Source organism: Halopseudomonas xinjiangensis (assembly GCF_900104945.1).
In the GTDB taxonomy this organism is placed as follows: Bacteria; Pseudomonadota; Gammaproteobacteria; order Pseudomonadales; family Pseudomonadaceae; genus Halopseudomonas; species Halopseudomonas xinjiangensis.
In genome coordinates this window covers 297,105-320,926 of the sequence record NZ_LT629736.1, presented here as the reverse complement: position 1 = coordinate 320,926, position 23,822 = coordinate 297,105, and the positions used below count along the sequence as shown (strand labels likewise).

Here is a 23,822-nt window from a genome sequence, read left to right as displayed (position 1 = left end):
CGCTCCGCACCCTGAATATCTCGACCACGGCACCGCCGCAGTTCATACGGTTTAGGTCAACGGGCCAGCGATGTCAATCCAGCGCGGCCATCTCCACGGCCGGCGCGCTACAAGCGGCCTGACTGTTTTCGAAGTAGGCGGTGAGCATAGGCGCCATGCCTTTCAACACCTGTACCGGCAGCGCCGACGTGAAGCGGAAGTTACCTGCCGCCTGTCCCGGCACAAATGCAGTAAGCGTTCCAAAATGGTCATCGCCAATGAAGAACACAAAGGTTGCCGTGCGGTTCAGCACCTGACTACCCGTGGACATGCCGGACGAAGCCACGGTGTGAATACGATTGTCACCGGTGCCGGTCTTGCCGCCGATGGAAAGCTCCGACCCGTCCGCTGCGCGGAAGGTGCCCTGCAGCCGGCGCGCGGTGCCATCTTCAACCACCTGCGAAAGCGCTTCACGCAAGGCAGCGGCCACCTCAGGCACCAGCACCTGACGACCCTGCGCCGGCGCGCGCTGGAAATGCGTTTCGTAGGGCGTACCCTCGCCAAAGTGCAGCTCCGTGATGCGCGCCGTGGGGTAGCGGATTCCGCCGTTCTGAATGATGCCCATCAGCTCGGCAAGCGCAGCCGGCCGGTCGCCGGAGCTTCCCAGCGCCGTGCCCAGCGAGGGCACTAGATGATCGAACGGGTAGCCCATCGCCTGCCAGCGCGCATGGATGTCGAGGTAGGCCTCGACTTCCAGCATGGTGCGAATGCGGTTGTCACGCGCGCTGCGGTGACGCGTGCGAAACAGCCACCCATAGACTTCCTGGCGCTCGGCCTGACTGGCCTGAACCGCATCGGAGAAAATGGCGCCCTCGTTGCGGATCAGATAGCCGAGCAACCACAGTTCGAGCGGGTGAACCCTGGCGATGTAACCCTGGTCCGGCAGGCTGTACTTGCCCGGCCCGTAAGCCTCGTAGAGATCCTCGATACGCTTGTCACTGATGACTTCTTCGGTACGGCTGCGCACGAACCCGGCGAAGTCCTCCTGCGATGCATCCGGATACAGGTAACGATGCACCGCTGCCAGACGCGTAGAGGTCGGCCTCAGGCCTTCGAGGAAACTGCTCAACCGCTCGGCCTGAGTCTTGTTCTGGTATTTGCGCCAGAAGCGCAGCATGAAGGTACGGCCTTCCCGATCGGCGAACTGGGCAAGATATTCGTCGCGCCGCGGATCCTGGTCATCCTGGAGCAGCGCCGCACTGTCGCGGTGGGCCTGATGAATGCTGTAGCGCACGATGTCGCGTTGCAGACGGACGAATGGCAGGTTGATCGACTCGCGCAGCGATTCACGCATGGTCGGATTACGGCCATCGTCCTCACGGCGGAAGTTGCGAAAACGCTGCACGCCGCCACCGGTATAGAATCGCTCGGCAGGCGAAGCAGAGTAGCGCCGCTCCAGTGCCGCTTCGAGCAGCTCCGGCAGCGGCATGTCCGGCTGACTGCGCAAGGTCGTCGCCACCCATATGCTCAAGCGGTCTTCCGGCTCGGCCAAAGCTTGCTGCAGCACAGCTTCATCGGCGCCAGCGAGGCTCGCGTGCAGCTCGGCGATGATCTGCAGATAGGTCGCCAGCACCCGCAGCTTGGCGGTCGAACCCAGCTCCAGCTTGCTACCTTCATTAAGGTCGAACGGCAAACCGGTGTTGTCCGTTTGTACGCGTACCTGATTGCCGTCACCGTCATACTGCATGAGCGTGAAGCTGTAGCGCACCGCCGCGACTTTTTCTGGCGACAATAGGCGTTCGCCGAACAGGCCAGCCTGCTCGGCAAAGGCCGGGTCCGCGAGGTTTTCAATATATTGACTGACTGCCTTCTGCAGGTCGGCATGCAGACTGCTGCCGGCGCGCAAATCCATGCGGTCTACCGCATACAGCGACTGTTCGAGCAGGCCGGCCAGACGGACACGCGACACCGTGACCGCCTTGTCGGCCTCGATCACCGGCCGGATACGGGAAGCCTGGCCGCGCTCGCGGAAGCCAAACGAAGCAGCCAGCGCGGCATCACGCAGCTCCTTTTCGATGATGCCGTCACGAGCAAGCAGCCTCAGGTGGCTGTCGACCAGTTCAGCGAGATCGTCGCGGCCGGCAAGCAGGTAATAGGAAGGGCGCCGCTGCGCGACGAAGATCGCCAAGCCCTGGCGCAGGGCCTGGCCTTGCGCCTCGATGCCCGCGTCTCCCTGCAGGTCCTGATTGAAGCGGTCGAATTCACGGCCGAACCAGACCCATACCGCGTCACCGACGCCGTTGACCTCGCCGAAGCCCGGCGCGGCGGCCAGCGGTACAGTATTCAGATAGTCGAGGACCAAGCGTTGACGCGCCTCGATGGTGTAGGGCCCTTGCCCATATGCGCGCACGCTGGCCGAAGCCATCTGCACCAGCTTGTCCTTGGGCTCGAATGTCCGACCTTCCGGAGAATGGCGATACTTCTCGATCTGCGTGGCAAGGGTGCTCGCACCGTGGGTGGAACCATCGTCATCAAAACGGCGTGATAGCAGCGCCAGCGAGGCGCTGGCCAGGCGCGGCCAATCCACCGCTGGGTTCGCCCGGTCGCGGCCCGGCGCAAGCAGGCGGCGATTCTCGATGAACAGCAGGCTGCGCTGCAGCAGGTCGGGAACCGCATCGAAGTCGGAATAGGCACGCTGTGGGTATTGGAACGCGTAGATCGAATCGCCCTTGCAGTCGAGCACCTGCAGGCCGGCCTGGGTTTTTTCCTGATAAGGCGGATACAGGCCGTAGTCGACATACTGCAGCATTGCTGGTGACAGCCGCGCCTGGCTGGTCAACTCGAAGCCATGCTGGCGCAGCCGCGGCGTCAATAGAGGGATGGCGGTATAACCCAGGCGCACGTCGAACGGACCGCTTTGCGGGAAGCGCACGGCATCGCTCGGCCCGTCTCCTACGCGAAAGGTCAGATCCTTGGCGTAACGGCTGAGAAAAAGAGATTGGTAATAGGAATGATGGGACTCATAGCGGATCAGATAGACCCCGGCCAGCACTGCAACACCCAACAACAACCACGTTCTTAACCGCATAGATCCCTCAACGAGCCAGAGCGGCTAGTCTAGCCGAGCGACAACCCGCACGCTTGACCGTTCAGCGCCGGATTTACCGGGCGAGAGCTGGATAATCAAGGGTACGAAAGGCTCCGGTAAAAACAGCTCATGGAGGCTTCGCAGACGATAGCCACGCAATGTCCGCCGATCCCGACAGAGCCATCGAAAACGGATTTTTCCTGAGAAACAGGATGGGGAAAAACCTACCGTTCGGCGGCCAAAATATCCGCCGAACGGTAGCTGTGGTCAGAGCGGAGTTCGGATTTCGACTGAGCTCCCGGCAGGTTGCAGATGGTCCGGATTGGGAATCTCGATTTCCGCCCGCACTCCATCTTTTTGGCCAGTCGTTTTGCTCACTGACATGACCCGTCCTTCGACCGTTCCGACGCCTGGCAGGTCCAGGCGCGCCAGCGCGCCTGCATTCAGCCGAGCCGCGTGCTTACCTTCCACACGTAGGACCGCCTGCAGCGGATCGCGGTCGACCACATGCGCCACATCTGTGCCCTCCGGCACGTCCACGCCAGACTCCACGAGAATGCTGACCCGCCCGCCCATCGGCGCGCGAATGCGCATGAGCTCCATCGCTTGCTCAGCCGAGGCGAGCTCAGCCTGCGCGCTCTCCAGCTCGGCTTCAGCAGCCGTCAGGCGCTCCTGAGGCTCATATCCACCGGCGACCAACTGACGCAGCGTGCGAGCCTGGTGCCTGGCGATATTCACCCGCGCCTGCGCCTGCCCACGCCGCGCCTGCAAATCGCCGAGGGCCATCTGCCCAAGCAGATCCCCCTCCTCGACAATCGCGCCATCCTGCACATTCCAGGTGGCTATCTGGCCGGCACTGTGCGTGCGCACGGTTGCCTCTCGCAGTGCACGCCACTGCCCTGCCACAACCAGTACCTGCTCACCGGGCTGGACTTTAGACTCACGGATGACCGGCTCGGGCAGCGCGCCTGCCTGCCCCGCCTCGCCCAGTGGCGTCTCGATTTGTTGGGTCCAGTACCACCCTGCGGCCAATGCCACGGCAAGCACTATTACCAGTGCTACCAGCCAAATCCCCCTTCTTGCGCGCTTGTTCATTCATTCCTCAATCCGCTACTGATTCTCGGCGAATCATCGCGCAAAGGATGGGGCTAGCGGAAGCTGTTCGTTGTGGGGGCTTGATCAGGAGCAAAGCCGCAGCTGCGAGTCATAGCAGCGCCGGCGTTTGCGATAAACGTCTGATGATTTCCAACGCCGGCAGGCTGGTTTTACGGACGGGAACGTCGTCGATCGAGTGGCAGAGGCCGCAACAGGATCAACGGCAAGACAGCAACATGGTAGGCGGTCAGTCGCGAGATCATTGATCCGGTTATTCCCTGCCATATCAAGGAGGCCGCAGCCGATCGTTCACGGTGAAACGCAACCGTTCAAGATTTAGAGAACCGGCTCGGGCTTCGAGAGGAAAAAGAGCAGACCGAGCTGGCATAGGACCGTCTTAGCCGCTCGGTGAGCGGAGCGGCTAAGACGGAACCTCGGCGACTGTTATCGGCCAAGCCGCTACCGAAGGTGAAGGCGATGCTCAAACGAGCCATGCCCATCTTACTCAGCCGGCTTGGCGTCCCGACCGGTTTCGGCCTTGAGAATTTCCAGGGCTTCACCCAGCTTGTCGACCGCCTCCTGGTGATTCCCGGCTTCATGCGCTTCCTGGCCCTCAGTGCGCAATTCGGTCACCTGGCGAAGCACATCCTTGTCCGGTGGCGGATCATTTGCGAGAATCTGGTCGATCTTGGCCATATCATTGGGGCAGTGCATGGCGTAGGCGGGCAAACAGAAAAAGATGCTTGCGAGGAAAATCACTGGAATACGCATGGCGAGTCACTCCGTACCTGTGTCGATACTTCAGCTTAGCGCACGTTGGCGATTAGCCAAGGTCCTTGAGGTCACGCTGCAGGCAGAGACTGAGAAATCGTTGGTGCGGGGGGCACTTGCTCGGCAATTGCTACCGAGGCTGATGATTTTGGGAAGCATTTGAATGGAGCAAACCGCGACGCGGCTTATCGTACGGAAGCCTGGCGACCTATGCGTAAATAAATCTGCCCCGCTCTGTTTTTCTAGGTTACGGCAGAGGAACTGAAAACCCATTGATGCGGGCGCAATTGCGCGGCGAGGACCATGTACGACGGAGCTGGTTGTGTTGGCAGGCATTTACGAATGAGCTGGACCGCGACGCGGTCTATCGTATGGAAACCTTAGTTACGTACGCGAAAAATAAATCCGTCCCCTTTGTTTACATGGCGTAGGCGGGAAGCGACAAGCGTAAACTGACTGTGACTACAACTAAAAAGGGCATATTGGACCCTCCATTACATAGGAGAGCTAAGCTTAGATCATGCCGCAGCCCAACACCTTGCCATTTGGCGACGACGAAATATTTCCGTAGGCGGATCAGGAAAGATAAACCCGAGAGCAACCCGAACGGAGCTGAAGCGCAGGCTTAGAAGATTAGCCGAAAGCAAAGCCCCAGCTAAACAACCAGGGCTATGCGTCTACTCAACCTGACGATCTGAGCCGAATAAGCTTAGATACGGCATTCCGACGGAACGAATGCATTGTCAGCTGCATCAGCGACCGCGCAAGTCCAAGTGATGGGGGCACCCGCGGCGAAAGCAGGGGTAAGAGCCACAGTAACAGCCCCGGCTTGAGCGGTAGTCACGATGGTGATCACGCCGGTGTTATCTGTACAGCCCAAAGTAGCCACGTTGTCGGTCGACTCAGCTGCCGTAATTGGTGTAATGCCGAGGCACGAACCGGCCGCGATACCGTTATTGTTCGCGATGTTTTCGCCGACTGTTGCTTTGGCGCCAGAACCCAGTACCAGAGCCTCTGAAACACGTGCACGGACTGTATAATCCTGGTAAGCCGGCAGTGCAATGGCGGCCAAAATACCGATGATCGCTACGACGATCATCAGTTCAATCAATGTAAAACCTTTTTGAGCTTTCATTTCTTTCTCCATGAGTGATTTAGCCGTTGGGCTAGTTCTGTCCAAGCACGTAATGTGCCAACTCGCAAAAAAACGCAGCTGCCGCGGGTCAAGGCTACTGCGCACTCCAAAGTCAGCCAATACGACAGCCATCCACGTCAAAGAGTGACGTTTTTCGTCACAGTTAAAGGAAGTTCCCGTTCAGTCGATAAATACTGGGCAGGCTGCAGCGGCCTGTAATATAGTCGTCGCGCAATATCACTCTGAACGGCAGCACATCTATGGAAACCCCAGCGCTCTCTGGCCTCGCACGAAGGATCGTCCAAGATCAGCTCGTAGATCAACAAACCGCGGGCAAAGCTAGCAAGCAAGCTAACCTCGATAAAATACCTTTGATCACCTATCTGGTTCAGAACAAGCTTGCCAGCGCGCGAGATCTGGCGATGGTTTGCGCTGAAGAGTTCGGCTACCCCTATGTCGATCTGTCAGTCGTCGACAAGGAACACCAACCTCACGATCTAGTCAGTGAGAAGCTGATTCGTCAGCACAATGTGCTTCCGCTCTTCAAGCGCGGGTCACGCCTGTATTTGGCTGTTTCAGATCCGACTAACCAACAAGCGCTTAGCGATATACAGTTCAATACGGGCTTGATGACCGACGCGGTGATGGTTGAAGACGATAAGCTACGTTCAGCTATCGACAAATTCCTCGACAGCCCAACAGGCGGCTTCGGTGACATGGGTGATGCCGACCTCGAAGATCTTGAGATTCAAACCGGCGAGGAGGAAAAAAAGGAAATCGCCGGCACAGACGCCGATGACGCTCCCATCGTTCGGTTCGTCAACAAAATGCTTCTCGACGCGGTAAAAATGGGCTCCTCCGACTTACATTTTGAACCTTATGAGAAGGTGTATCGGGTACGTTTTCGTACAGACGGCATCCTACATGAGGTTGCCAAGCCACCGGTCCAGCTTGGCGTACGTATTGCGGCACGCTTGAAGGTTATGTCATCCATGGACATGGCCGAGCGACGCAAACCGCAAGACGGCCGAATCAAGATGAAGATATCCAAGAACAAGGCCATCGATTTTCGGGTGAACACTCTGCCCACGCTATGGGGGGAAAAAGTCGTTCTGCGTATCCTGGATTCCGAAAGCGCCAAACTCGGCATCGATGCGCTTGGCTACGAAGACGATCAGAAAGAGATGTACATGTCTGCCCTCGCCCGGCCGCAAGGCATGATATTGGTTACAGGCCCGACAGGCTCAGGCAAGACCGTCTCGCTGTATACCGGCCTGAACATACTGAACACCATGGAGCGTAATATTTCCACTGCCGAAGACCCAGTGGAAATCAACCTGGAAGGTATCAACCAGGTCAACGTTAACCCGAAGCAGGGTCTGGATTTTGCCCAGGCACTGCGCGCATTCCTGCGTCAGGATCCGGACGTGATCATGGTGGGCGAGATACGCGACTTGGAAACCGCCGAGATCGCCATCAAGGCTGCCCAGACGGGCCACATGGTGATGTCCACGCTGCACACCAACAGCGCCGCCGAAACCCTGACTCGCCTACGCAACATGGGGGTGCCTGCGTTCAACATCGCGACTTCTGTGAATCTCATAATTGCCCAGCGTCTTGCTCGACGTTTGTGTAAAACGTGCAAAAAATCGGCGGACCTGCCGCGCGACGTTTTGACCGAGGAAGGTTTCACTCAGGCCCAAATTGCTGCAGGGTTGACAATTTACGAACCGGTTGGTTGCGAAAATTGTAAAGACGGTTATAAAGGACGTGTTGGTATTTACGAGGTGGTGCGAATCACCCCGGCCATGCAACGCATCATCATGGAAGACGGCAATTCCATACAGATTTCAGAAGTAGCCCAGCAGGAAGGTTTCCGAACCTTGCGCCAGTCAGCCTTGATGAAGGCCGAACAGGGCGTCACCAGCCTGGCGGAAGTCAATCGAGTGACCAAGGATTAAGTCATGGCGCAGCAAGCAGCGTTAAAGCGGAAACCCGCCCCGGCGGCAAGAAAGCCGAAAGCCGAGAAAACCGTCCCCTTCAAATGGGAAGGCAAAGATCGCAAAGGCACTAAAATTTCAGGTGAAATTCAAGGTACGAACTCTGCGCTTGTAAAAGCGCAACTACGCAAGCAGGGAATACTCGTCACGAAAGTGAGCCGGTCCTCAACCCTCTTTGCCAAACGAGCAAAGCCGGTGAAACCGCTCGATGTTGCCTTCTTCACTCGTCAGCTGGCAACTATGATGGCGTCGGGTGTTCCAATTGTCCAAGCATTCGAAATCATCTCTGAAGGAGCAGAGAATCCCAACCTCAGGAAGCTCGTGGACGAGATTCGTACGGACGTGGCCGGAGGTAATACGCTTGCGGACTCGCTTAGAAAACACCCTAAACACTTCGATGAATTGTTTTGCAATCTCGTAGAGTCGGGAGAGCAATCGGGCCGCCTGGAATCGCTTCTCGACCGGATCGCGACGTACAAGGAAAAGACCGAGGCCCTGAAGGCAAAAATTAAAAAGGCGATGACTTATCCGATCGCGGTGGTAGTTGTGGCTGTGATTGTCACTGCGATCCTGCTGCTAAAGGTGGTGCCTCAGTTTAAAACGGTCTTTTCAAGTTTCGGAGCAGACCTCCCAGGCTTCACGCTCATGGTAATAGCGCTATCAGAGTGGCTGCAATCTTGGTGGTTTATCATCCTGATCAGTTTTATTGTTATTGGTTACTCCTACCGACACGCGCATCTCCGTTCTAAAAAATTTCGGGATTCCCAGGACCGGATGTTGCTGAAAGCTCCGATTGTAGGCGATATCGTCTATAAAGCTGCAGTGGCGCGCTACGCACGCACCTTGTCAACGACGTTCGCAGCAGGCGTACCCCTCGTATCCGCCCTAGACTCTGTAGCCGGTGCCGCCGGCAACGTAGTTTTTTACAACGCGGTATTGAAAATCAAGGACGATGTTTCTGCAGGCTCCCAGCTAAACTTTTCAATGCGCACCACAAACGTTTTTCCGTCGCTTGCGGTACAGATGGCTGGGATCGGTGAAGAGTCGGGCAACCTGGACGGCATGCTGGAGAAGGTCGCTGATTATTACGAAGCGGAAGTGGATAATGCGGTGGATAACCTCACCACCCTCATGGAACCTATGATCATGGCTGTGCTGGGCGTACTGATCGGCGGCTTGATCATTGCCATGTATCTCCCAATCTTCCAGCTGGGCGCTGTCGTTTAACCCATGGGACTCCTCGAATACTTGGCCAGCAATGCGCTGGCCTTTATTTTGCTCGCTGGCCTGTTCGGCCTGATTGTCGGCAGCTTCCTCAACGTGGTTATCCATCGCCTCCCTCGGATGATGGAGCGCGAATGGCGCCAGCAGGCTCGGGAAATTCTCGAGCCGGAAACCGACCACCCCAGCGAGCCGACTTACAATCTCGTTCTACCCCATTCCCACTGCCCGAAGTGCCAGGCCGAGATCAAGGCATGGCAGAACGTGCCGGTTGTAAGCTACCTGGCGCTCGGTGGGCGTTGCGGCAGTTGCAAGATGGGGATCAGCCCTCGTTATCCGCTGGTCGAGTTGTTGACTGCCGCGTTGTCGATGGTCGTGGCGTGGCAGTTCGGTTTTACCTGGCAAGCTGGGTCGATGCTGCTGCTGACCTGGGCGCTGGTCACCCTCAGCCTGATCGATGCGGATACTCAGCTGCTGCCAGACGCGATCGTTCTGCCGATGCTTTGGCTGGGACTGATCGTGAGCAGCTTCGGGTTATTCACTGATCTGAACACGGCGCTCGCCGGCGCGGTGTTTGGTTATCTCAGCCTATGGTCCGTGTACTGGCTGTTCAAGCTGGTGACCGGCAAGGAAGGGATGGGTTACGGTGACTTCAAGCTGCTGGCGATGATCGGCGCCTGGGGCGGCTGGCAGGTGTTGCCACTCACCATTCTGCTGTCGTCACTGGTTGGCGCTATTCTCGGCATCATCATTCTCAAGAGCCGTGGCGACTCGAATGCCACGCCGCTTCCTTTTGGTCCTTACCTCGCCATTGCCGGCTGGATTGCGTTGATCTGGGGTGAGACAATCACCAGCCAGTATCTACAATTTGCCGGATTCTAATGATCATAGGTCTCACCGGCGGTATCGGTAGCGGCAAGAGCGCTGCTGCCGACCGCTTCGCCGAGGCGCACGGCGTTCACGTCGTCGACGCCGACATGAAATCCCGAGTAGTAGTCGAGCCAGGCCGGCCTGCGCTGGCTCGTATCGTCGACCGGTTCGGCGATGATGTCTTGCTCGACAACGGCTCGCTCAACCGCCCCGCGTTACGCGAGGTGGTGTTTCGTGACCCGACGCAACGCCTGTGGCTGGAAGAGCTGCTGCATCCGCTGATTCGCGAGGAGGTCGTGAACGATCTCGCCTCCGCCGAATCGCCCTATGCCTTGCTCGTATCGCCTCTGCTTATCGAATCTGGACAACACCGCATGACCGAGCGTGTCATCGTGGTCGACGTGCCGGAATCTATTCAGCTCGCCCGTACGGCTGCGCGAGATCAGGTTCCGCTCGACCAGGTCCGAGCCATCATGGAGGCACAAGCTAGCCGGGATGATCGGTTGCGCCAGGCGCACGATGTCCTCGTGAATGATGGTGACCTGGCCGCGTTGCATGCTCAGGTAGACGCGTTGCATGATCGATACCTAGCCATGCTATCCGGAGACACGTTATGACCCTGACCGTCGAATGCCCTACCTGCAAGGCGCCGGTCGTGTGGAGCGCCAGCTCTCCCGACCGGCCGTTCTGCTCACCCCGTTGCCGGCTGATTGACCTGGGCGCCTGGGCATCTGAAGAACATGCCATTCCAGGGGAAGAACTCGAGCAAGATATCTACTCCGACGACCTGCCGGAACGCTAACTCGATGCGCCGCATCCACGTCATGGCTGCGGTCATTCGCGATCCTGCCGGCCGTATTCTGATTGCCAAACGGCCAGACCATGCTCACCAGGGCGGGTTATGGGAGTTTCCCGGCGGCAAGCTCGAGCCTGGCGAACAGCGCAACGTCGCGCTGGCGCGCGAGCTGCGCGAAGAGTTAGGCATCACGGTCGCCCGCGCCCGCCCTTTGCTTGATATCCACCACGACTACCCTGACAAATCCATCCGTCTCGATGTCTGGCAGGTTGATGAGTTCGAGGGCGTCGCTCATGGTGCGGAGGGCCAGCCCATTCGCTGGGTGGCTGCTGATGACCTGGATGAATATGCGTTCCCGGAAGCCAACGCGCCCATTGTCACCGCTGCCCGCCTTCCGCCCCGATATCTGATTACACCGGATCTGACCGACCGAAACGCGCTGTTCGCCGGCCTGCAAGCGGCTTCGGAGAACGGCGTCAGACTCGTTCAGCTTCGCCAGACGCACCTCGATCCCGACGCCTATCGCAAACTGGCCGACGCAGCGATGGAGCATTTCGGCTCCGCCTTCACCTGGATGTTGAAAGGCGACCACCCGCCTCCTCAGGCTGGCGCGGGTTGGCATCTCTCTGCCCGGCAGCTGAGACAGTTTGCTGCAGCCGGATGGCGACGGACCGACAACATCGCTTGGCTCGCGGCTTCCTGTCATGACGAGGAAGAGCTGAAGTTGGCCGACAGAGTCGGAGTGGATTTCGTGACGCTATCGCCCGTTCTGCCGACGCAAAGCCACCCCGGATCGCCCTCGTTGGGCTGGGAGCGCGCGACCAGCCTGCTGCGTAGCACGAACCTGCCTGCGTATCTTTTGGGCGGGCTGAGCGATTCCAATCTTTCTCAAGTGTTTGAGGCGGGTGCGCAGGGAATCGCGGCTATAAGAGCGCTGTGGTTGCGTTGAGGAAAAAGTTAATGCGCAAGCTACAACGAACTTGAAACGCGCCTAGGGCGCGATCGCGCCGGGGACGGCGCTCCCGCAGAAGTAATGGGACCAAGCCGTGCGAGATTCAGCTCACCAGCAGCGCGCTGGCATTGATGGGAGCGTCGCCCTCGGCGCGGCTACTGCAGAGAGACAGAAGCCTCAGTCTACCGAAACTACCCGGAGTTCTTTCGGCATGCTGAACACGACGTTTTCCGGGCGGCCAGCGAGTTCTTCGGCGCCCGTCGCGCCCAGACTGTGAAGGTGCTCGATGACCTGGCGCACCAGGATGTCAGGCGCGGATGCGCCGGCGGTTACGCCGATGTTCTTTACACCTTCCAGCCATTCGCTTCGAATCTCGTCAGCGGCATCGATTAGATGAGCCGGCGTACCAATACGCTCTGATAATTCCCGTAGGCGATTCGAATTCGAGCTGTTCGGACTGCCAACGACCAACACCAGATCGCAGTCTGCGGCCAGTTGTTTCACGGCATCCTGGCGGTTTTGAGTGGCGTAGCAAATGTCATCCTTTCGCGGGCCATGTATGGTCGGGAAATGTTCGCGAAGCGCGTCGATCACTTTTGCGGTGTCATCCATCGATAGTGTGGTCTGCGTGACGAACGCCAGGCTCGAGGGATCGCGTACTTTCAGGTTAGCGACGTCCTGCTCGTCCTCCACCAGATAGATCGCACCGCCATTGCGCGTGTCGTACTGACCCATGGTGCCTTCCACCTCGGGATGGCCGGCGTGGCCTATGAGGATGCATTCGCGGCCGTCTCGGCTGTACTTGGCGACCTCGAGATGCACCTTGGTCACCAGCGGGCATGTCGCATCGAACACCTTCAAGCCGCGGTCGGCTGCTTCTTTGCGCACCGCCTGGGAAACACCATGGGCACTGAAGATGACGATGACGTCGTCCGGCACCTGCTCGATCTCTTCGACGAAGATGGCGCCGCGGCTACGCAGGTCGTCCACAACAAATTTGTTGTGCACCACTTCATGGCGCACATAGATCGGCGGACCGAACACTTCGAGCGCGCGGTTTACGATCTCGATCGCGCGGTCGACACCTGCGCAGAAACCGCGGGGATTTGCCAATTTGATCTGCATGGAGGGCCTCGGAAGTGGGCAAGCCGAGCGCCCATTATCCATGAACGGGGCGCCTCTGGCGATTCGAGCCGCAGCGGAGCGCTCAGCTGACTGAAAGGATCTCGACCTCGAAGGTAATCGTCTTGCCAGCGAGTGGGTGATTGAAGTCTACATCGACGGTGGTGTCGTGCACGGTCTTCACTACGCCGGGTAATTCACCGCCGGCAGCGTCCTGGAAAATCACCAGCAGGCCGGGTTCGAGCTCCATTTCATTGAACTGGCCGCGCGGGACCGTCTGGATGTTCTGCGGATTGCCTGGACCGAAGCCGTGCTCGGGTTCGATCTCGAAGGTGCGCTGGTCGCCGGCCTTAAGACCGAACAGGCTCTGTTCGAACCCGGGCAGCAGGTTGCCGTCGCCAACCTTGAAGGTCGCCGGGGATTTGTCTGCGGTGGAGTCGACGACTTCGCCGTTTGGCAGTTTCACGGTGAAATGCAGGGTCACTTCGCTGTCGTGCCCTATACGTGTTTCGCTCATAGTCGAACCTTTCGTATGTGTTGTGGTTGGGCGGGAAACGCCCTCGTGTGTCGTGCGAGCTGGAGAGTCTGCTTTCGCGCCCAGGTGCGCTCCTACAGAAACCCTTTCGATGCGCAGCGTCCTTGTAGGAGCGGGCATGACCGCGAAGGGTCTGTGACAGGTCAGGCCTTGCTCTCTTGCTCCTTACCCGACGATAGCAGCATATCCACAATCAACAGCCCGGCGCCGACGGTGATAGCACTGTCGGCGACGTTGAAAGCCGGAAAGTACCATTGGTCCTGCCAGTGAACCAGAATGAAGTCGACGACGTGGCCGTGGACGATCCGGTCATACAGATTGCCCAGCGCGCCACCGAGTACCAGCGACAGCGCTATCGGCTCCATGACCTTGTCCTTCGGCAGGCGAGACATCCAGACGATCAACATCAGGCTCACGCCTACCGCGACGGCGATGAAGAACCACCGCTGCCAGCCTCCGGCATCAGCAAGAAAGCTGAACGCGGCGCCCGAGTTGAATGCCAGCGTCAGACTCAGAAGGCCGTCGATAATCGGCACCTGTTGAAACGTCATCAAGCGATCGTCGACGATCCACTTGGTTGCCAGATCCAACGCGATGACCAACACAGCCACCCACACCCAACGCAGACCGCTATAGCGAAGCTCAGGCATGCTGGCGTGCCTCGCCCTGCCCTTCAATGTTCTCGATGCAGCGACCACAGATTTCCGGGTGCTCCGGATGGCTGCCCACGTCCGCGAGGAAGTGCCAGCAGCGGCCGCACTTCGGATTACCGGACTTGGCGACGGCCAGCTTCAGCCCGCCCAGCTCGGTCTCCACCGCCTCGGCACCAGCCTGTTCCAGCGGAGCGAGGTCGGCACGCGATGTGATAAGCACGAAGCGCAACTCGTCACCAAGCAGAGCCAGCCGCTGGGCCAGAGAAGCTTCCGCGTACAGTGTCACCTCGGCCTGCAGATTGCCGCCGATCACCTTGGCGTTACGCTGATTCTCCAGCTCCTTGTTCACCGCTGCCTTGACCTGCATCACGTCGTCCCAGAACGCACGATCCAGCGCTGCGCCTTCCGGCAAAGCGGTAAGACCCTGGTACCAGGTATCGAGCATGACGGACTCGCCACGTTCGCCCGGGAGGTTCTGCCAGATCTCTTCGGAAGTGAAGGCCAGGATCGGCGCGATCCACCGCACCAGCGCTTCGGCGATATGATATAGCGCGCTCTGACAGGACCGCCGCGCGGTGCTGTCGGCACCGGTGGTGTACTGCCGGTCCTTGATGATGTCCAGATAGAAGCCGCCCAGCTCCTGCACGCAGAAGTTGTGTACTTTCTGGTAGACGTTCCAGAACTTGTAGCTGTCGTACGCCTCGATGATTTCCTGCTGCATCACCAGCGCCCGGTCGACCGCCCAGCGATCCAGATCAAGCATCTGGTCGGGCGCTACCATGTGAACCTTGGGCTCGAAGCCGCTGAGGTTCGCCAACAGGAAGCGCGCAGTATTGCGGATACGGCGATAGGCATCAGCGCTGCGCTGCAGGATCACCTTGGATACCGCCATCTCGCCCGAATAGTCGCTTGAGGCGACCCACAGGCGCAGGATATCGGCACCCAGGCTGTCGTTGACCTGCTGCGGTGCCACCACATTGCCCAGTGACTTGGACATCTTGCGGCCGTTTTCGTCGACGACGAAGCCGTGGGTCAGCAGGCCCTTGTACGGCGCGTGACCGTCGATGGCGCAGCCGGTCAGCAAGGACGAATGGAACCAGCCACGGTGCTGGTCGGAGCCTTCCAGATACAGGTCCGCACGCGGGCCGGTTTCGTGCCCCATCGGGTGCGAGCCGCGCATGACGTGCCAGTGCGTGGTTCCTGAGTCGAACCAGACGTCCATGGTGTCGTTGATCTTGTCGTACTGCGCCGCTTCTTCACCCAGCAGTTCGGATGCATCCATGGCGAACCAGGCTTCGATGCCCTGCTGTTCGACGCGCTGCGCGACCTGTTCGACGAGTTCGATGGTGCGCGGGTGCAGCTCGCCGCTTTCCTTGTGCAGGAAGAACGGGATCGGCACGCCCCAGGTGCGCTGACGGGAGATACACCAGTCGGGACGGCCAGCGATCATGTTGTGCAGACGCTGCTTACCCCAGGCGGGGACGAACTGCGTGTCCTCAATGGCCTTGAGCGCGCGCTCACGCAGGGTTTCGCCTTGCACCTGCACATCCATACCGACGAACCACTGCGCAGTGGCGCGATAAATGACCGGCGTCTTGTGACGCCAGCAGTGCATGTAGCTGTGGCTGACCTTTTCGTGCGCCAGCAGACAGTCCACCTCTTCGAGCTTGGCGACTACGTTCGGGTTGGCCTTCCAGATGAACTGGCCGCCGAAGAACTCCAGCGATTCGACGTACACCCCGTTGCCCTGCACCGGGTTAAGGATGTCGTCGTTGACCATGCCGTAACGCTTGCAGGTATAGAAGTCGTCCTCACCGTAGGCCGGCGCGGAATGCACGATGCCGGTACCGGCGCCGAGCTCGACGTAGTCGGCCAGGTAAACCGGAGATAGTCGATCGTAGAAGGGATGCCGGAAGTTGATCAGTTCCAGCGTGTCGCCCGTGGTAGTCGCGATCACCTGCCCTTCGCGGCCGTAGCGCTTCAGGCAACTTTCGACCAGCTCTTCGGCCAGCACCAGATAGCGATCGCCAACGTCGACCAGGGCGTAGTTGAACTCGGGATGAATGTTCAGCGCCTGGTTGGCGGGGATGGTCCAGGGGGTGGTAGTCCAGATAACCATCTGCGCAGGTTTGGACAGGCTCTCTACGCCAAAGGCAGCAGCCAGCTTCTCCGGCTCGGCGCAGGGAAAGCCTACATCGATAGTCGGGGACTGCTTATCTGCGTACTCGACCTCAGCCTCGGCCAGCGCCGAGCCGCAATCGAAGCACCAGTTGACCGGCTTCAGCCCCTTGAACACATAACCCTGCTCGGTCATCTTCGCCAGCGCACGAAGCTGACCGGCTTCGTTCTGGAAGTTCATGGTCTTGTAGGGGTTGCCCCAGTCGCCGAGTACACCCAACCGGACGAAGTCGTTCTTCTGCCCCTCGATTTGCTCCGCGGCGTAGGCACGGCTGAGCTCGCGAGTCTTGGCCGGCTCAAGGTTCTTGCCATGGGTAGTCTCGATCTTGTGCTCGATCGGCAGGCCATGACAGTCCCAACCGGGTACGTAGGGCGCATCGAAGCCCGACAGCGTCTTGGACCGGGTAATCATGTCCTTGAGAATCTTGTTGACTGCGTGACCAATGTGGATGCTGCCGTTGGCATAGGGCGGGCCGTCATGCAGAACAAACTGCGGGCGGCCGCGACTGATGTCGCGAATCTTCTGGTAGAGATCGATACTGTTCAGGCGCTTCAGGGTTTCAGGCTCGCGCGTGGGCAGGCCGGCCTTCATCGGGAATGCCGTTTCCGGCAGGTTCAGCGTCGCTTTGTAATCGGTCATCTCATCCACACTTGTCAGTCAGAGGCCCCAGAGGGCCCGGGCAGTGGCGAAGTCAGCCTGGATCGCCTGCTGCAGCGAGTCCAGCGAATCGAATCGCTGTTCATCACGGATCTTTTCATGAAAGGTTACGGTCATCCGCTTGCCGTAGAGATCACCGGCAAAGTCGAGCAGATGAACCTCCAGGTGCGGCCTGCCGTCGCCTTCGACGGTCGGGCGTGTGCCGATATTGGCTACACCCTTGTGCGCCTCGCCATCGACCTCGGCGCTGACGCGATAAACACCCTGAAGCGGCGCATGCAGCCGTTTCAGCTGGACGTTGGCAGTCGGCGCGCCGAGCGTGCGCCCGAGCTTCTGCCCGTGCATGACGCGGCCGGTGATGCTGAACGGCCGACCCAGCAGCCGTTCGGCCAAGTCGAAGTCACCGTCGGCCAGAACCTGACGCAACCGTGTGCTGCTGACCCGCTCTCCGCTATCGGCCACGGTGTTGGCAGCTTCTACGGTGAAACCGTGTCGCTTGCCGCTTTCAAGGAGAAAGGCAAAGTCGCCGGAACGGTCGCAGCCGAAGCGAAAGTCGTCACCGACTTCCAAGTGCTTCACACCGAGGCCATCCACCAGCACCTGTTGAACAAACTCTTCGGCGCTCAATTCACGCAACCGGCGATTGAAGGCCAGGCACAGCACACGATCAACGCCCTGCCGGGCGAGCAGCACCAGCTTGTCGCGAAGCCGGGTCAGGCGCGGCGGCGCGCTCTGCGGCGAGAAGTACTCCCGCGGCTGGGGCTCGAAAATCACCACGCAACCGGGCAGCCCAAGCCGATCCGAGTGCGTCCGCAAACGCTTGAGAATGGCCTGATGCCCAGCGTGCACACCATCGAAGTTACCGATTGTCGCCACGCAGCCCCGGTGACGGGGCCGCAGGTTATGTAGGCCGCGGACCAGTTCCATAATGCTCTTGATTGGCTGAAGGATCGAAACGCGAAAGTATACAGGTATAGCGGTTCACACGTCATGCGCGCTGCCAGCGCATCGTAAGAGCGGCGCCTGAACTTTGTGGGAGGCCCGACTCGCGGCGACCGGTTCAGCCGTGCCGCAGATGCCGGATGCGCAACCCGGCGACAAGCAGCGCAGCGAGGTAGGCCCCGATACCTGCTACCACAAGAATGGTCATCTCAAGCGCCTTCTGCTGCCAACCCCAGGCGAACCACTCCGGCACGCCGGGTGCCAACCATACAACCGCACCAGCCATTGCCGCACACGCCAGCACGAGGCGCAGCATGAACATCGGCCAACCGGGCTGCGCCTGATAGATGCCCGCCTTGCGCAAGCCCCACCAGAGCAGCCCGGCGTTGAGCACGGCGGACATTGAGGTAGCCAGCGCAAGCCCGACGTGCGCCAGCGGCCAGATGAGTATCAGGTTGAATACCATGTTCGCGCCCATGCAGATCATGGCAATGGTCACCGGTGTTTTCATGTCCTGCCGCGCAAAAAAGCCGGGCGCCAGCACTTTGATCAACATGAAGGTCAATACTCCGACCGCATAGGCACGTAGCGCCGCGGCAGACTGCAGCACATCACCCTCGGTCATTGCGCCGTAGTGAAACAACGTGGCGATCAATGGCTCGGCCAGCAGAAGAAGCGCCAGCGCTGCGGGTACGCCGACCAGCAGAACCATGCGCACCGCCCAGTCCAAGGTGGCGGCGAAACCTTTCGGATCATCGCCCGCATGCTGGCGAGAAAGTGCCGGAAGGATCACCGTGCCAATCGCGATGCCGAAGGCACCCAGGGGCAGCTCGGAAAGCCGGTCGGCGTAATACAGCCAGGAGATACTGCCGGTCTGCAGGAAGGAAGCGAGCACGGTATCCAGCAAAAGGTTGATCTGGCTGACGGAGACCCCGAACAAGGCCGGCACCATCAGCGTCATGATCCGCTTGACACCCTCGTGCTTGCGATCCGGCCGCGGCACCGGCAGCAGGCGGATCTGCGCCAGAAATGGCAGCTGAAATAAAAGCTGAACCACGCCGGCAATGAACACACCCCAGGCCAGCGCCATGACCGGCTGATCGAAATACGGCGTAAGCAACAGCGTCGCGCCGATCATGCTGAGGTTCAGCAACACCGGAGTGAACGCGGGAACGGCGAAGCGGCCGTAGCTGTTCAGGATGGACCCGCATAGTGCCGTCAGTGAAATCAGCAGCAGGTATGGAAAGGTAATACGCAACATGTCCGCAGCCAGCGACAGCTTGGCTGGGTCATCATGAAAGCCCGGGGCGAATACGGTAATCAAAACCGGCGCTCCGGCTACCCCGACGGCAGTGATACCCACCAGAGTCAGCGTCAGCGTACCAGCCACCCGGTTGACCAGATCACGGACTTCTTCGAAGGCGCGCTTGGCGCGGTACTCGCTAAGTACCGGCACGAATGCCTGGTTGAACGCGCCCTCGGCGAACAACCTGCGCATGAAATTGGGGATTTTGAACGCGATGAAGAATGCATCCGCGGACGAGCCAGAGCCGAAGTAGGCAGCGATAACCACATCCCGTACCATTCCAAGCACGCGGGAAAGCATGGTCATCACGCTCACTACCATGCCGGAGCGCAGCAGACTGGGGGCTTTTTCAACCGGCGAAGCAGGTGTTTCTCGGGTCATGGGAGGGTCTTGGGCAAAACCGCGATCATAGCGCCGGCAAGGCAGCGCTGGCTATCACCGCGGCCGTCGCGCAGCGCTGCGATACCTCATTGAAAGGCTTCGCCGCGCCCCTTGACATTAACGGGGCTCGACGGCATAGTACGCGGCCTTATTTGTACCTTATTCATCCAGATTTTCTGAGGAGCAAGACGGTGGCCAACTCACCTCAAGCCAAGAAACGCGCCAAGCAGGCCGAGAAGCGCCGCAATCACAATGCAAGCCTGCGCTCCATGGTTCGTACTTATATCAAGAACGTCGTCAAGGCAATTGACGCCAAAGATCTCGAGAAGGCCCGGACTGCATACACTGCAGCCGTCCCGGTCATTGACCGCATGGCCGACAAGGGCATCATCAACAAGAACAAGGCCGCTCGTCACAAGAGCCGCCTGAATGCACACATCAAGGCAATGTCCGAAGCCGCCTGATAGCGTTCCTGTTGATGTAAAAAACCGGCTCATGAGCCGGTTTTTTTGTGGCCAAAACTCGATTTGCTTTTGCGGGATCGGGCATGACCGCGAAAAGGGCTGCACTAGCCCCGCCCTACAGGGCTCCGCTTTCGCGCCCAGGCGCTCCTACAGAAACCCTTCCATGCGCGACGTCCTATGTAGGAGCGGGCACGACCGCGAAGAAGAATCCACTGGCGTTGCGACGCGAACCCGACTCAGACCAGAACCAGATTGTCCCGGTGAACCAGCTCTGGCTCATCGATGTAACCAAGGATCTGCATCACGGCCTCGGTAGGCTGCCCAATGATTCGCACTGCATCCTGCGCGCTGTAATTGACCAGACCGCGCGCAACTTCGCGCCCATCGGGCCCGACACAAACGACCATTTCTCCGCGACGGAAGTTGCCTTCCACGGCCGTCACCCCGACAGGCAACAAGCTGCGGCGACCAGCTGTCAGCGCACCAGCTGCACCTTCGTCGATAAACAGCTTGCCCCGTGTCTGCAGGTGACCGGCGAGCCATTGCTTGCGAGCAGCCAGCATACCCTTCTCTGGCAGCAACAACGTGCCCAGCGCCTCCCCCGCCTGCAGCCGCTCGATGACCCGCTCGATACGGCCACCGACGATCACTGTGCCAGCACCGGAACGCGCAGCCAGGCGCGCCGCGCGCAGCTTGGTCAACATTCCGCCACGGCCCAGCGCACCGGCGCTGCCACCGGCCATGGTGTCCAGTTTCGAGTCGTCCGCCATCGCCTCCGAAACCAGTTCGGCATCGGGGTTGCTACGCGGGTCGGCGGTGTACAGGCCATCCCTGTCGGTGAGAATCACCAGGACATCGGCCTCGACGAGATTGGTCACTAATGCGCCCAGCGTATCGTTGTCACCAAAGCGGATCTCATCGGTGACTACGGTGTCGTTTTCATTCACTACCGGGATGACGCCAAGATCCAACAGAGCTCGGAGCGTGCTACGCGCGTTGAGATAGCGCTTGCGGTCAGACAGATCGTCATGGGTGAGCAACACTTGCGCAGTGGAAAGCCCATGCGCCTGGAAACTGGATTCCCACGCCTGAACCAGCCCCATCTGCCCGATGGCAGCTGCGGCTTGCATTTGATGGATAGTCTTTGGACGTTCGGACCAGCCCAGCCGGCTCATCCCGGCTGCGACCGCACCGGAGGACACCAACACCAGTTCGGCGCCACTCTTTCTCAGCGCGACCAGTTGATCGACCCAGACCGCCATGGCGTCACGATCTAGACCGCGACCGTCGGCAGTCAGAAGCGCACTGCCAATCTTGACCACCCACCGCCGGGCGTTGGTTACCTTTTCACGCATGCTGATTCCATCAACGAGGATCGGGAAAGAGTCGGCATTGTACTGCGAGACGAGACTCACCGCAGCCTGCCGCATGACAGGTGCGGTGCGAATTAACGAACGTAGATGATCTCTGGACCGTCTTCGTCGTCCTCATCGTCGAAGTCGTCGTCATCTTCGTCGTTAAGGAGACCCTGCTTGCGCAATGCCTTGCGATCATCAAGCGCCTGGATATGCGCGCGCGCTTCGTCTTCGATCGCCTGATCCAGCTCAGCCTGCGCCTTGGCGTAGTCCTCGTCGTCCAGCAGACGCTGAGTACGCTCGTCGAGCCAGTTCATCACTGACTTGGCCAGCTCGTCGGTACCCTGGCGCTCGGCGGCAGAGATGACGAATACCGGACCGTCCCACTCGAGCCGCTCGACCACGTCATCCAGGATCGCCTGCTGCTCATCTTCGAGGAGCTGATCGCACTTGTTGAGCACCAGCCAGCGCTCACGCAGCGTAAGTGCCGGGCTGAACTTGCCAAGCTCGTGGATGATCGTCTCGACCGCTTCCACCGGATCGCTCTGATCCATCGGCGCCATGTCCACCAGATGCAACAGGAGGCGTGTGCGCGACAGGTGCTTGAGGAAGCGCGTGCCTAAGCCTGCACCTTCCGCTGCACCAGCAATCACCCCTGGAATATCGGCGATTACAAAGCTACGCAACTGACCGACATCGACTACGCCCAGGTTCGGCACCATGGTGGTGAACGGATAATCCGCCACCTTGGGCTTGGCCGCGGAAATAGCGCGGATCAGCGTGCTCTTGCCAGCGTTCGGCAGACCGAGCAGACCGACGTCCGCCAGCACCTTCAATTCCAGTTTCAGGTCGCGCTGCTCGCCCAGCGAGCCATTGCTGGTCTGCCGAGGGGCGCGATTGACACTGGACTTGTAACGGGTATTACCCAGGCCGTGGAAGCCGCCCTGAGCAACCAGCAGGCGCTGGCCAGGCTCGGTCAGGTCACCGATGATTTCCTGCGTACCGGCGTCGACGATGGTGGTACCCACCGGAACCAGCAGGACCATGTCCTCACCCTTGGCGCCGGTACAATCCTTGCCACGACCGTTCTCGCCACGCTGTGCATTGAAGCGGCGCGTATAGCGATAGTCGACCAGGGTATTCAGGTTGACGTCGGCTTCGAGGAAAATCGAACCGCCGTCGCCGCCGTCGCCGCCATCCGGACCACCCTTGGGGATGAACTTCTCTCTACGGAAGCTCATGCATCCATTACCGCCATCCCCGGCCTTGACCGTGATCGCGACTTCATCAACAAATTTCATCGTGCTCCCTCCCTCTCGGGATGGGTTGAGGTTAACTGCTTCGTGCAACCAGTCTAGAAACAAAAAAGCCCTGTCGCGAGACAGGGCTTTTTCAAAGCGGCAAAGCTATCAGCCAGCTACGACATTCACGTAGCGACGACCGAACTTGCCCTTCACTTCGAACTTGATCACGCCTTCCGCCTTGGCGAACAGGGTGTGATCCTTGCCCATACCGACGTTCTTGCCCGGGTGGAATTCAGTACCGCGCTGACGAACGATGATGTTGCCGGCATTGGCAACCTGACCGCCGAACAGTTTGACGCCTAGTCGCTTGGATTCTGAATCGCGACCGTTGCGCGTGGAACCGCCTGCTTTTTTGTGTGCCATGGGATTGTATCTCCTAAAGCTGGATCAGGCAGAGATGCCGGTGATCTTGATTTCGGTGTACCACTGACGGTGGCCCTGACGCTTCATGTGGTGCTTACGACGGCGGAACTTGATGATCCGGACCTTATCGCCACGACCATGAGCGCTGATCTCTGCAGTCACCTTGGCGCCGTCGACAACCGGAGCACCGATGGTGACGTCATCACCGTTGGCAACCAGCAGAACGCGATCGAACTGGATGCTGGAGCCGGTTTCGCCTTCCAGCTTCTCGACCCTCAGGTATTCGCCTTCTGCGACCTTGTACTGCTTGCCACCAGTAACAATTACTGCGTACATGTGTTTTCTCCGTAACCTGCTCACCCGGCGCTTAGGAATAATGGTTAGTGGCCGGCATGGCTGCAAGTGAACCCGCCTATCGGGCCCGACCTTGCCATTGTCAAAACAGGGATGCTGTAAATCGGGTTTTCAGGGGCGTGGATTCTACGCAACCACAGCCCTCGGCGCAAGCCCTGCGAAGCGCTGGCGCCCCGGCCTCGGACAGTCGCGAACTGGCTGACAAAAAGCGCCGAAATGAAGTCTATCGGAGGCAAACACCGCCGCTTTCTTGACAGCGACAAGTGTGCCGCCTAGCATGCCGCGCAACCACTCATAAAG

General features: G+C 59.4%; 21 protein-coding genes. 7 read left to right on the top strand and 14 right to left on the bottom strand.

Annotated elements, in window-relative coordinates:
- Positions 1-73 precede the first annotated feature (73 nt).
- The 4 genes from BLT85_RS01495 to BLT85_RS01480 all read right to left on the bottom strand — a co-directional run bounded on the left by BLT85_RS01495 (position 74) and on the right by BLT85_RS01480 (position 6,068).
- Positions 74-3,067, bottom strand: coding sequence for a transglycosylase domain-containing protein (locus BLT85_RS01495; protein ID WP_093391486.1), 2,994 nt, complete (start codon positions 3,065-3,067; stop codon positions 74-76).
- Between the two features lie 267 nt (positions 3,068-3,334).
- The gene (locus BLT85_RS01490) at positions 3,335-4,162 is read right to left on the bottom strand and encodes an efflux RND transporter periplasmic adaptor subunit (RefSeq protein ID WP_093391485.1); all 828 of its coding nucleotides are present in this window, start codon (positions 4,160-4,162) and stop codon (positions 3,335-3,337) included.
- A gap of 501 nt (positions 4,163-4,663) precedes the next feature.
- The gene (locus BLT85_RS01485; RefSeq protein WP_093391484.1) at positions 4,664-4,933 is read right to left on the bottom strand and encodes a hypothetical protein; all 270 of its coding nucleotides are present in this window, start codon (positions 4,931-4,933) and stop codon (positions 4,664-4,666) included.
- Between the two features lie 709 nt (positions 4,934-5,642).
- Positions 5,643-6,068 carry a pilin gene (locus tag BLT85_RS01480; RefSeq protein WP_093391483.1) on the bottom strand — a complete coding sequence of 142 codons (426 nt, stop codon included), beginning with the start codon at positions 6,066-6,068 and terminating at the stop codon, positions 5,643-5,645.
- Positions 6,069-6,328: 260 nt separating this feature from the next.
- Here BLT85_RS01480 and pilB point away from each other — a divergent pair, with 260 nt between their 5' ends.
- Genes pilB through BLT85_RS01450 form a run of 6 tightly spaced genes read left to right on the top strand, consistent with a single transcriptional unit; the run spans position 6,329 to position 11,904 of the window.
- Complete coding sequence (gene pilB / locus BLT85_RS01475; protein WP_093391482.1) at positions 6,329-8,029, top strand: type IV-A pilus assembly ATPase PilB; 1,701 nt, start codon at positions 6,329-6,331, stop codon at positions 8,027-8,029.
- A gap of 3 nt (positions 8,030-8,032) precedes the next feature.
- Positions 8,033-9,295, top strand: a complete 1,263-nt coding sequence (locus BLT85_RS01470) for a type II secretion system F family protein (RefSeq protein WP_093391481.1) — start codon at positions 8,033-8,035, stop codon at positions 9,293-9,295.
- Positions 9,296-9,298: 3 nt separating this feature from the next.
- Positions 9,299-10,171: a prepilin peptidase gene (locus tag BLT85_RS01465; protein WP_093391480.1), complete on the top strand. Its 873-nt coding sequence runs from the start codon at positions 9,299-9,301 to the stop codon at positions 10,169-10,171.
- On the top strand, positions 10,171-10,776 hold the full coding sequence (coaE, locus tag BLT85_RS01460; protein ID WP_093391479.1) for a dephospho-CoA kinase: 606 nt from the start codon (positions 10,171-10,173) through the stop codon (positions 10,774-10,776). The genes BLT85_RS01465 and coaE overlap by 1 nt, the downstream gene beginning before the upstream one ends.
- Positions 10,773-10,961: a DNA gyrase inhibitor YacG gene (gene yacG / locus BLT85_RS01455; RefSeq protein ID WP_093391478.1), complete on the top strand. Its 189-nt coding sequence runs from the start codon at positions 10,773-10,775 to the stop codon at positions 10,959-10,961. The genes coaE and yacG overlap by 4 nt, the downstream gene beginning before the upstream one ends.
- A 4-nt stretch (positions 10,962-10,965) precedes the next feature.
- Positions 10,966-11,904, top strand: a complete 939-nt coding sequence (locus BLT85_RS01450; RefSeq protein WP_093391477.1) for a Nudix family hydrolase — start codon at positions 10,966-10,968, stop codon at positions 11,902-11,904.
- Positions 11,905-12,084: 180 nt separating this feature from the next.
- On the opposite strand, the gene ispH is transcribed toward BLT85_RS01450, so the two are convergent.
- The 6 genes from ispH to murJ form a co-directional block, all read right to left on the bottom strand.
- Positions 12,085-13,032: a 4-hydroxy-3-methylbut-2-enyl diphosphate reductase gene (gene ispH, locus BLT85_RS01445; protein ID WP_093391476.1), complete on the bottom strand. Its 948-nt coding sequence runs from the start codon at positions 13,030-13,032 to the stop codon at positions 12,085-12,087.
- Positions 13,033-13,114: 82 nt separating this feature from the next.
- Positions 13,115-13,546: an FKBP-type peptidyl-prolyl cis-trans isomerase gene (gene fkpB, locus BLT85_RS01440; RefSeq protein ID WP_093391475.1), complete on the bottom strand. Its 432-nt coding sequence runs from the start codon at positions 13,544-13,546 to the stop codon at positions 13,115-13,117.
- Positions 13,547-13,707: 161 nt separating this feature from the next.
- A complete protein-coding gene (lspA, locus tag BLT85_RS01435) occupies positions 13,708-14,214 on the bottom strand; it encodes a signal peptidase II (RefSeq protein WP_093391474.1) in 507 nt (168 codons plus the stop codon).
- Positions 14,207-17,035 carry an isoleucine--tRNA ligase gene (gene ileS, locus BLT85_RS01430; protein WP_093391473.1) on the bottom strand — a complete coding sequence of 943 codons (2,829 nt, stop codon included), beginning with the start codon at positions 17,033-17,035 and terminating at the stop codon, positions 14,207-14,209. Before ileS ends, lspA begins: the two co-directional genes overlap by 8 nt.
- 18 nt (positions 17,036-17,053) lie before the next feature.
- On the bottom strand, positions 17,054-17,980 hold the full coding sequence (ribF, locus tag BLT85_RS01425) for a bifunctional riboflavin kinase/FAD synthetase (RefSeq protein WP_093391472.1): 927 nt from the start codon (positions 17,978-17,980) through the stop codon (positions 17,054-17,056).
- 133 nt (positions 17,981-18,113) lie between these two features.
- Entirely contained in the window at positions 18,114-19,682 is a 1,569-nt protein-coding gene (murJ, locus tag BLT85_RS01420) for a murein biosynthesis integral membrane protein MurJ (protein ID WP_093391471.1), read from the bottom strand.
- Between the two features lie 191 nt (positions 19,683-19,873).
- Between murJ and rpsT the strand changes: the two genes are divergently transcribed.
- Complete coding sequence (gene rpsT / locus BLT85_RS01415) at positions 19,874-20,146, top strand: 30S ribosomal protein S20 (RefSeq protein WP_093391470.1); 273 nt, start codon at positions 19,874-19,876, stop codon at positions 20,144-20,146.
- A 236-nt stretch (positions 20,147-20,382) separates the two neighbouring features.
- Here the strand turns inward: rpsT and proB are convergent, their stop codons facing one another.
- The 4 genes from proB to rplU form a co-directional block, all read right to left on the bottom strand.
- Positions 20,383-21,501: a glutamate 5-kinase gene (gene proB, locus BLT85_RS01410; protein WP_093397250.1), complete on the bottom strand. Its 1,119-nt coding sequence runs from the start codon at positions 21,499-21,501 to the stop codon at positions 20,383-20,385.
- A gap of 92 nt (positions 21,502-21,593) precedes the next feature.
- A complete protein-coding gene (cgtA, locus tag BLT85_RS01405) occupies positions 21,594-22,802 on the bottom strand; it encodes an Obg family GTPase CgtA (RefSeq protein ID WP_093391469.1) in 1,209 nt (402 codons plus the stop codon).
- Between the two features lie 108 nt (positions 22,803-22,910).
- Positions 22,911-23,168, bottom strand: coding sequence for a 50S ribosomal protein L27 (rpmA, locus tag BLT85_RS01400; protein ID WP_093391468.1), 258 nt, complete (start codon positions 23,166-23,168; stop codon positions 22,911-22,913).
- A gap of 24 nt (positions 23,169-23,192) precedes the next feature.
- Entirely contained in the window at positions 23,193-23,504 is a 312-nt protein-coding gene (gene rplU / locus BLT85_RS01395; protein WP_093391467.1) for a 50S ribosomal protein L21, read from the bottom strand.
- Positions 23,505-23,822: the final 318 nt, after the last annotated feature.

Bases quoted from the DNA above. Each gene is read 5' to 3' on its own strand.
- ileS (WP_093391473.1), bottom strand. From the start codon at position 17,035: ATGACCGATTACAAAGCGACGCTGAACCTGCCGGAAACGGCATTCCCG.
- lspA (WP_093391474.1), bottom strand. From the start codon at position 14,214: ATGCCTGAGCTTCGCTATAGCGGTCTGCGTTGGGTGTGGGTGGCTGTG.
- rpmA (WP_093391468.1), bottom strand. From the start codon at position 23,168: ATGGCACACAAAAAAGCAGGCGGTTCCACGCGCAACGGTCGCGATTCA.
- BLT85_RS01490 (WP_093391485.1), bottom strand. From the start codon at position 4,162: ATGAACAAGCGCGCAAGAAGGGGGATTTGGCTGGTAGCACTGGTAATA.
- BLT85_RS01495 (WP_093391486.1), bottom strand. From the start codon at position 3,067: ATGCGGTTAAGAACGTGGTTGTTGTTGGGTGTTGCAGTGCTGGCCGGG.
- BLT85_RS01450 (WP_093391477.1), top strand. From the start codon at position 10,966: ATGCGCCGCATCCACGTCATGGCTGCGGTCATTCGCGATCCTGCCGGC.
- cgtA (WP_093391469.1), bottom strand. From the start codon at position 22,802: ATGAAATTTGTTGATGAAGTCGCGATCACGGTCAAGGCCGGGGATGGC.
- BLT85_RS01480 (WP_093391483.1), bottom strand. From the start codon at position 6,068: ATGAAAGCTCAAAAAGGTTTTACATTGATTGAACTGATGATCGTCGTA.
- fkpB (WP_093391475.1), bottom strand. From the start codon at position 13,546: ATGAGCGAAACACGTATAGGGCACGACAGCGAAGTGACCCTGCATTTC.
- BLT85_RS01470 (WP_093391481.1), top strand. From the start codon at position 8,033: ATGGCGCAGCAAGCAGCGTTAAAGCGGAAACCCGCCCCGGCGGCAAGA.
- ribF (WP_093391472.1), bottom strand. From the start codon at position 17,980: ATGGAACTGGTCCGCGGCCTACATAACCTGCGGCCCCGTCACCGGGGC.
- murJ (WP_093391471.1), bottom strand. From the start codon at position 19,682: ATGACCCGAGAAACACCTGCTTCGCCGGTTGAAAAAGCCCCCAGTCTG.
- coaE (WP_093391479.1), top strand. From the start codon at position 10,171: ATGATCATAGGTCTCACCGGCGGTATCGGTAGCGGCAAGAGCGCTGCT.
- proB (WP_093397250.1), bottom strand. From the start codon at position 21,501: ATGCGTGAAAAGGTAACCAACGCCCGGCGGTGGGTGGTCAAGATTGGC.
- BLT85_RS01465 (WP_093391480.1), top strand. From the start codon at position 9,299: ATGGGACTCCTCGAATACTTGGCCAGCAATGCGCTGGCCTTTATTTTG.
- ispH (WP_093391476.1), bottom strand. From the start codon at position 13,032: ATGCAGATCAAATTGGCAAATCCCCGCGGTTTCTGCGCAGGTGTCGAC.
- pilB (WP_093391482.1), top strand. From the start codon at position 6,329: ATGGAAACCCCAGCGCTCTCTGGCCTCGCACGAAGGATCGTCCAAGAT.
- yacG (WP_093391478.1), top strand. From the start codon at position 10,773: ATGACCCTGACCGTCGAATGCCCTACCTGCAAGGCGCCGGTCGTGTGG.
- rplU (WP_093391467.1), bottom strand. From the start codon at position 23,504: ATGTACGCAGTAATTGTTACTGGTGGCAAGCAGTACAAGGTCGCAGAA.
- BLT85_RS01485 (WP_093391484.1), bottom strand. From the start codon at position 4,933: ATGCGTATTCCAGTGATTTTCCTCGCAAGCATCTTTTTCTGTTTGCCC.